The organism is Streptomyces desertarenae (assembly GCF_042681365.1).
Lineage (GTDB): Bacteria > Actinomycetota > Actinomycetes > Streptomycetales > Streptomycetaceae > Streptomyces > Streptomyces desertarenae.
In genome coordinates this window covers 47177-55963 of sequence record NZ_JBHUFU010000025.1, presented here as the reverse complement: position 1 = coordinate 55963, position 8787 = coordinate 47177, and the positions used below count along the sequence as shown (strand labels likewise).

At 71.6% G+C, this 8787-nt stretch carries 2 protein-coding genes and 1 tRNA gene; 2 read left to right on the top strand and 1 reads right to left on the bottom strand.

What is annotated here, in order from left to right:
• Positions 1–3 precede the first annotated feature (3 nt).
• A tRNA-Thr gene (locus tag ACFSJS_RS26285) sits at positions 4–76 on the top strand.
• A 62-nt stretch (positions 77–138) separates the two neighbouring features.
• Here ACFSJS_RS26285 and ACFSJS_RS26280 read toward each other — a convergent pair.
• A complete protein-coding gene (locus ACFSJS_RS26280) occupies positions 139–2790 on the bottom strand; it encodes a SpoIIE family protein phosphatase (protein WP_380904706.1) in 2652 nt (883 codons plus the stop codon).
• Positions 2791–3163: 373 nt separating this feature from the next.
• Here ACFSJS_RS26280 and ACFSJS_RS26275 point away from each other — a divergent pair, with 373 nt between their 5' ends.
• Entirely contained in the window at positions 3164–8683 is a 5520-nt protein-coding gene (locus ACFSJS_RS26275) for a HAMP domain-containing protein (RefSeq protein ID WP_380904695.1), read from the top strand.
• Positions 8684–8787: the final 104 nt, after the last annotated feature.

Here is an 8787-nt window from a genome sequence, read left to right as displayed (position 1 = left end):
CTCGCCCCAATAGCTCAGTCGGCAGAGCGTCTCCATGGTAAGGAGAAGGTCTACGGTTCGATTCCGTATTGGGGCTCGCAGAGAAACCGAGGCCCCCGCCGTACGGCGGGGGCCTCGGTCGTTTCCGGCTCCCGTCCCTCAGTCGTGCTCCGGTACGCGCATCGCGAGGATCGCCATGTCGTCGGAGGGGGCGTCCGCGGCGAACCGCTCCACCGCGCGCATCACACGCGACGCCACGGCGCCGGCCGTCAGGCCCGTGCAGGCGGTGAGGACTTCCGCCAGGCCGTCGTCCCCCAGCATGCGGGTGCCCTCACGGCGCTCGGTCACGCCGTCGGTGACGCACAGCAGGACGTCACCCGGGTCGAGGGTGACCGTTTCCTCGTACAGCTCCAGGTCGTCCATCACGCCGAGCAGCGGCTGCGGTTCGGCGGCCGGTTCGACGGTGCCGTCCTGGCGCAGGCGCAGCGGCAGCGGGTGGCCCGCGCAGACGACCTTGAGCACGGCGCCGCCCTCCGGCCGCGGCCGCAGTTCGCCGTAGAGCAGGGTCAGGAAACGGCTGCGGGAGCCCTCGTCGAGGATGGCGGCGTTGAGCCGCTCCAGGACGGCGGGGCCGCCGAGGCCCTCCCGGGCCAGCAGCCGCAGCGCATGGCGCGCCAGGCCGGTGACCGCCGCGGCCTCCGGACCGGTGCCGCAGACGTCCCCGATGGCGAAACCGTAGGTGCCGTCCCCGATGGGGAAGATGTCGTAGAAGTCGCCGCCGACCTCGTTGCCCTCGCCCGCGGCGCGGTAGATGACCTCGACCTCCACCCCGGGCACCCGGGGGAGCTCGGGCGGCAGCAGGCTGCGCTGGAGGGACTGGCTGATGGCCGTCCGCTCGCTGTAGAGGCGGGCGTTGTCCAGGGCCAGGGCGGCACGGCGCGAGAGGTCCTCGGCCAGCTCCAGGATCTCCTGCCGGAAGCGCTCCTCGGTCGGCTTGCCCAGGGTCAGCATGCCGATGACGCGGTTGCGCGCCACCAGGGGCAGGACGACCGTCTCGCCACCGACCGCGGAGGCGGTGGCGAGCGTGGTGCCGGCCACGCCGGAGGCGAAGGAGGGCAGACGGTCGCTGGACAGGCCCGTCTTGTCCAGGCCCAGGCTGCGCAGGGAGGTGCGCAGGGCGGCGGAGTGCGCCGCGTCACCCGGTGCGCTCCACACCCGCGCGCCGGGGGAGGGCACCGGGTCCGGCGGCGGGACCTTGGACAGCAGGGCCTTGAGGCCGTCGATGCGCTCCTCGTCCTCGTGCAGCACATAGGAGAGTTCGGGCTCGGACGACTGGTCGGCGATGGTGTAGACGGCGCACCAGGAGGCGAGGGTGGGGACCGTCATCTGGGCCATCAGGGCGAGGGTCTGGTCGCGGTCCAGCGTCCCGGCGAGCAGGTCGGAGGCCTCGACCAGGAAGGACAGCGAGCCGCGGCGCAGCCGCTCCAGCTCGGTCAGCCGCGCGGACTCCACGGCCAGGGCGATCCGGTCGGCGGCGAACTGCAGCCGCAGCGCCTCCTCGTTGGAGTACCGGCCGGGTGCCTCGGCGGAGACGCCCAGGGAACCGGTCAGCCGCCCCTCGACCTTCAGGGGGACGGTGACCACCGAGCGCATCCCCGTGCCCTCCAGCAGCGGCACCGCGCCGGGCACGGAGGCGAGGTCCTCGTGGACCGAGGGCATCCGGGCCGAGCCGTAGCGGCCGCTGCCGGCCTCGACGGGAACCCGGGCGAAGCGCTGGCGGGCCGAGGGCAGCCCGGTGGTGGCGCGGACCTCCAGCTCGGTCTCGTCGTCGGTGGCCAGCAGGAGGAACGCGGCGTCACCGTCGAGCATGTCGCGGGCCCGCTCGACGGTGCGCTGGAGCAGGCCGTCGAGGTCGTCCGGCGGAGGCGAGCCGATGAAGGCCTCGAACGGGTCGGCGCCGGAGTGCTCACGGCCCTCGAAGGTGCCCGAGGCGTCGGACGCCCCGCCGCGCGGCGGGGACTGGAGCACCGCGCGCTCGTGGTCGCGCACCAGCAGGCAGACGGTGGAGGGTTCGCCGTCGGCGCCGCGGACCCGCAGGTGGGAGGCGTAGACGGGGATGGTGCGGCCGTCGGCGCCGCGGACGCCGTAGGAGCCCTCCCAGCGGGAGAGGGCCAGTGCCTCGGCGATGCCGGTGCCCAGGCCGGGGGTGTGGGGCCAGGCCGCCAGGTCGGTGAGGGGCTTGCCGGCGACCTGCTCGGCGGTGTAGCCGAACAGCTCGCGGGCGTCGTCGTTCCAGGCGGACACGGCGCCGCCCCGGTCGACCTGGAGCACGGCGACACGGACCCGGGAGTCGGTGACGGGCAGGGCGCTGTCGGGAAGGACGGGGCCGGCGCTGCGGGTGCCGACCGGGCGCTCGGGGAGGTCGAGGCGGAACCAGACGTGCTTGTCGGTGGCGGTGTACTCCACACCCCAGCGGTCGGCGAGCGAGGCGCACAGCAGCAGGCCCCGGCCTCCCTCGCGGTCGGGGTCGCCGTAGTGGTGGCCCAGGTCCTGGAGGGGCAGGCCCCTGTCGGGGTAGCGGTCGACGACCTCGACGCGCACGCTGCCGGCGCCCTCGCGCAGGCACAGGACGTCGGCGGCGGTGCCGGCGTGGATGACGGCGTTGGTGACCAGCTCGCTGGTGAGGACCACGGCGTCGTCGATGACGTCGGCCAGGCCCCAGCCCTGGAGGGTGTCGCGGACGAAGGCCCGGGCGGCCGCGACCGAGCGTCCGACCGGCTCGAAGGTAGCGGCAGCTCGCGCCGTGATCACTTCTCTCCCCATGGATCCGTCGTCGCCGTCCGTGCGCGCCGGGGGCAGGGGTGTCCGCTGGGCGCCCACCGACGCCGCGGCCAGCCGCTGCCCGGCACTCGCCTCGTCCACCGCAGCGCCCTCCGATTACCCGTCGTGATCACGCGGCCGTCCGTCCCCGGCGGCTCCGGGAGGCGGATGGACAGCCGGGTGCCAGGTTACTTACGTTCGCAGTACCGGCGGGCCCCGGATGCAGGTGTTTCCCCCTCGGGGTGTTCGGGCGGCGGTGTGCGATGCTGCCGAACTGTTATCGCCTGGTTCCACCATGGTGAAACACTGGGAAGGCTCGATGTGAATGCCCGGGCGGAACGTTCGACCCAGCGGGAGGGACACGGTGCAGTCTGGCGGAACGGCGCGAGGCGCCGGCACGCGCACGAAAAGCGGACGGTCTCGGGCAAACGGGGTGATCGAGGTTGACGCGGCCGCGGTCAACCGGCTGCTGACCGCTCTGGAGGCGATGCGGGACGGAAACTTCCGCAAACGCCTCACCGTCACCGGCGACGGCCCGATGGCCGAGATCGCCGCCGTCTACAACGAGGTCGCCGACCGCAACCTCCACCTCACCAGCGAGCTGGCCCGGGTGCGCAGGGTGGTGGGCCGGGACGGGAAGCTGACCGAGCGGCTGGAGACGGGGGCCTGCGAAGGCGCCTGGGCCGCGGCCATCGACGCGTCGAACGCGCTGGTGGACGACCTGGTGCGGCCCGTCTCCGAGGTCGGCCGGGTGCTGTCGGCGGTCGCCGAGGGCGATCTGGAGCAGCGCATGGACCTGCGGGTCCACGGGCCGAACGGGACGACGCAGGCGCTGCGCGGCGAGTTCCTGAAGGTCGGGCGCACCGTCAACGGGCTGGTGGACCAGCTGTCGACCTTCACCGACGAGGTCACGCGCGTGGCCAGCGAGGTGGGCACCGAGGGCAAGCTGGGCGGCCAGGCGCGGGTGCGCGGGATGTCCGGCTCCTGGAAGGACCTGACCGACTCGGTCAACACGATGGCGTCCCGGCTCACCGCGCAGGTCCGCGACATCGCCCTGGTGACGACGGCGGTGGCCAAGGGCGACCTGTCCCGCAAGGTCACCGTGCACGTCGCCGGGGAGATGCTGGAGCTGAAGAACACCGTCAACACGATGGTGGACCAGCTCTCGGCCTTCCAGTCCGAGGTGACGCGCGTCGCACGCGAGGTCGGCACCGAGGGGCAGCTCGGCGGCCAGGCGCGCGTGCCGGGTGCCGGCGGCGTGTGGAAGGACCTGACGGACTCCGTCAACACGATGGCGGGCAACCTCACCTCCCAGGTGCGCGAGATCGCACGGGTGACGACGGCCGTCGCCAACGGCGACCTGTCGCAGAAGGTGGCGGTCAACGCGCGCGGCGAGGTGGCCCAGCTCGCCGACACGATCAACACGATGACCGAGACGCTGCGGACGTTCGCCGACGAGGTGACGCGCGCCGCGAGCGAGGTGGGGACCGAGGGCGTCCTGGGCGGCCAGGCGCAGGTGCCGGGGGCGGCGGGGACGTGGAAGGACCTCACCGACTCGGTGAACACCGCGTTCCGCAACCTCACCGCGCAGGTCCGCGACATCGCGCAGGTGACGACGGCGGTGGCCAACGGCGATCTGTCGCAGAAGGTCACCGTGGACGTCTCCGGCGAGATGCTGGAGCTGAAGAACACCGTCAACACCATGGTGGACCAGCTCTCCGCCTTCGGCTCCGAGGTCACCCGGGTCGCCCGGGAGATCGGCGTCGAGGGGGAGCTGGGCGGCCAGGCGCAGGTGCCGGGGGCGGCGGGGACGTGGAAGGACCTCACCGACTCGGTGAACACCGCGTTCCGCAACCTGACGGGTCAGGTCCGCAACATCGCGCAGGTGACGACGGCGGTGGCCAACGGCGATCTGTCGCAGAAGGTCACCGTGGACGTCTCCGGCGAGATGCTCCAGCTCAAGAACACCGTCAACACCATGGTCGACCAGCTCTCCGCCTTCGCCGAGCAGGTCACGCGGGTCGCCCGGGACGTGGGCACCGAGGGCCGGCTGGGCGGCCAGGCGCGCGTGGACGGCGTCTCGGGCACCTGGAAGGACCTGACGGACTCCGTCAACTCCATGGCGTCCAACCTCACCGCGCAGGTGCGCAGCATCGCGCAGGTGACGACGGCGGTGGCGCGCGGTGACCTGTCGCAGAAGATCGAGGTGGACGCCCGGGGCGAGATCCTGGAGCTGAAGAACACCCTCAACACGATGGTGGACCAGCTCTCCGCCTTCGCCGAGCAGGTCACGCGGGTCGCCCGCGAGGTGGGCACCGAGGGCCGGCTGGGCGGCCAGGCGCAGGTGCCCGGGGTGGCCGGCGTGTGGCGGGACCTGACGGACTCGGTCAACGGCATGGCGGGCAACCTCACCGCCCAGGTGCGCAACATCGCCCAGGTCGCCACGGCGGTGGCGCGCGGTGACCTGTCGCAGAAGATCGAGGTGGACGCCCGGGGCGAGATCCTGGAGCTGAAGAACACCCTCAACACCATGGTCGACCAGCTGTCGTCGTTCGCGGAGCAGGTCACGCGGGTGGCGCGCGAGGTGGGCACCGAGGGCATCCTGGGCGGCCAGGCCGAGGTGGAGGGGGTCTCCGGCACCTGGAAGGACCTCACCCAGTCCGTCAACGGCATGGCGAACAACCTGACCTCCCAGGTGCGCAACATCGCCGAGGTCACCACCGCGGTCGCCAAGGGAGACCTCTCCAAGAAGATCACCGTCGACGCCAAGGGGGAGATCCTCGCCCTGGTGACGACCGTGAACACGATGGTGGACCAGCTGTCGTCGTTCGCCGAGCAGGTCACGCGGGTCGCCCGCGAGGTGGGCACCGAGGGCATCCTCGGCGGCCAGGCCCACGTGCCCGGGGTCACGGGCATCTGGAAGGACCTCAGCGAGAACGTCAACCTGATGGCGTCCAACCTGACGGGCCAGGTCCGCAACATCTCCCAGGTCGCGACGGCGGTCGCCAACGGCGACCTGACCAAGAAGGTCACCGTCGAGGCGAGCGGCGAGGTCGCCCAGCTCGCCGACACCGTCAACACCATGGTGACGACCCTGTCGTCGTTCGCCGACGAGGTGACGCGGGTGGCGCGCGAGGTGGGCACCGAGGGCATCCTCGGCGGCCAGGCCCGGGTGCCCGGGGTGTCGGGCACCTGGAAGGACCTCACGGAGTCGGTGAACTCCATGGCCTCCAACCTCACCGGCCAGGTCCGCAACATCGCGATGGTCACCACCGCGATCGCCAAGGGCGACCTCACCAAGAAGATCGACATCGACGCCCGGGGCGAGATCCTGGAGCTGAAGACCACGATCAACACGATGGTGGACCAGCTGTCGTCGTTCGCGGAGCAGGTCACGCGGGTCGCCCGCGAGGTGGGCACCGAGGGGCAGCTGGGCGGCCAGGCCCGGGTGGACGGCGTCTCGGGCACCTGGAAGGACCTGACGGAGTCGGTGAACGAGATGGCGGGCAACCTGACCCGCCAGGTGCGGGCCATCGCCGCGGTCGCCGCCGCGGTGACCCGCGGCGACCACAACGTGAAGATCGACGTGGACGCCGCCGGCGAGATCCTGGCCCTCCAGGACAACGTCAACACCATGATCGCCACCCTGCGCGAGACCACGCTGGCCAACCAGGAGCAGGACTGGCTCAAGGGCAACCTCGCCCGCATCTCCGGCCTGATGCAGGGCCGCCGCGACCTGGAGGACGTCGGCCGGCTGATCATGAGCGAGCTGACCCCGGTGGTCTCGGCCCAGCACGGCGCCTTCTTCGTGGCCGCCCCGACCGGCGGCGGGACCGAGGTCGGCGTCGGGGCGAGCGAGGACGGCTCCTACGAGCTGCGGATGATCGGCAACTACGGCTACTCGCCGGGGACCATGCCCACCTCCTTCCGGCCGGGCGAGTCCCTGGTGGGCACCGCGGCCGAGGAGAAGCGCACGATCCTGGTGGAGAACGCCCCGCCCGGTTATCTGAAGATCGCCTCCGGGCTGGGCGAGGCGCCGCCCGCCAACGTGGTCGTGCTGCCGCTGCTCTTCGAGGACCGGGTCCTCGGCGTCATCGAACTGGCCTCCTTCCAGCCCTTCACCCAGATCCAGAAGGACTTCCTGAGCCAGATCGCCGAGATGATCGCCACGAGCGTCAACACCATCAGCGTCAACACCAAGACCGAGCGCCTGCTCAAGCAGTCGCAGGAGCTGGCCGAGCAGCTCCAGGAGCGCTCGATCGAGCTGGAGAGCCGCCAGCGGGCGCTCCAGGCCTCGAACGAGGAGCTGGAGGAGAAGGCGGAACTGCTGGCCAAGACCAACCGCGACATCGAGATCAAGAACTCCGAGATCGAGGACGCACGGCAGGTCCTGGAGGAGCGCGCCGAGCAGCTCGCCGTCTCGATGCGCTACAAGTCCGAGTTCCTGGCGAACATGTCGCACGAACTGCGCACCCCGCTGAACTCGCTGCTGATCCTCGCCAAGCTGCTGGCCGACAACGCCGAGGGGAACCTCTCGCCCAAGCAGGTGGAGTTCGCCGAGACGATCCACGGGGCGGGCTCGGACCTGCTCCAGCTGATCAACGACATCCTCGACCTGTCGAAGGTCGAGGCGGGGAAGATGGACGTCAGCCCGACCCGCATCGCCCTGGTGCAGCTCGTGGACTACGTGGAGGCCACCTTCCGGCCGCTCACCGCGGAGAAGGGGCTGGACTTCTCGGTGCGGGTCTCCCCGGAGCTGCCCCCCACGCTCCACACCGACGAGCAGCGCCTGCTCCAGGTGCTGCGGAACCTGCTGTCGAACGCGGTGAAGTTCACCGACAGCGGTGCGGTGGAGCTGGTGATCCGCTCGGCGAAGGCGGACGTCCCGGAGTCGATCCGCGAGCAGATGCTGGAGCACGGCTCGCTGCGCGACCCCGACGCCGACCTGATCGCCTTCTCGGTCACCGACACCGGCATCGGCATCGCGCAGAGCAAGATGCGGGTGATCTTCGAGGCGTTCAAGCAGGCGGACGGCACCACCAGCCGCAAGTACGGCGGCACCGGCCTGGGCCTGTCCATCAGCCGGGAGATCGCGCGGCTGCTGGGCGGCGAGATCCACGCCGTCAGCGAGCCGGGCCGGGGATCCACCTTCACCCTCTACCTGCCCCTGGCCCCGACCGAGCTGCCGCCCCAGGGCTACCCGCAGCCCGCCGGAACCCCGGCGGGCGCGGTCGCCCCGCAGAACGGCGGGGAGCGGCACGGCACCGAGACCGAGGGGGCCCCCGGTGCGGGGGAGGCGCCGGCGCTCCGGGAGACGGGCGGCGCGCTGGACGTGCCCGCCGCGGAGCGCGCCGCGGCGGCCCTCGCCTCCCGGCGGCGCCAGGTCCCGCCGATGCCGAAGAAGCAGCCGCCGCGGCAGACGGGGGACGAGCACGCGGCCGACGGGCGGACGGCGCCGGTGTGGCCGCAGGACGGCCGGGCGCCGGGGAGCCGCTCGGGCGGCGTCTTCGGAGGCGAGAAGGTGCTGATCGTCGACGACGACATCCGCAACGTCTTCGCCCTCACCAGCGTGCTGGAGCAGAACGGCCTCCAGGTGCTCTACGCCGAGAACGGACGCGAGGGCATCGAGGTGCTGGAGCAGCACGACGACGTGGCGGTCGTTCTGATGGACATCATGATGCCGGAGATGGACGGGTACGCCACGACCGCGGCGATCCGGCGGATGCCGCAGTTCGCGGGGCTGCCGATCATCGCGCTGACCGCCAAGGCGATGAAGGGCGACCGGGAGAAGAGCATCGAGTCGGGGGCGTCGGACTACGTCACCAAGCCGGTGGACACCGATCATCTGCTGTCCGTCATGGCGAGGTGGATGCGCAAGGAGTGATGTGCGATGGTTCCGGTGCGTGTGACGTGCTGTGGGATCCCGGCGCAATAGGTGTGGAAGTGCTGGATTCAGGGAACCTTCGGGTCCTCCGCAGCGTTTCAGCT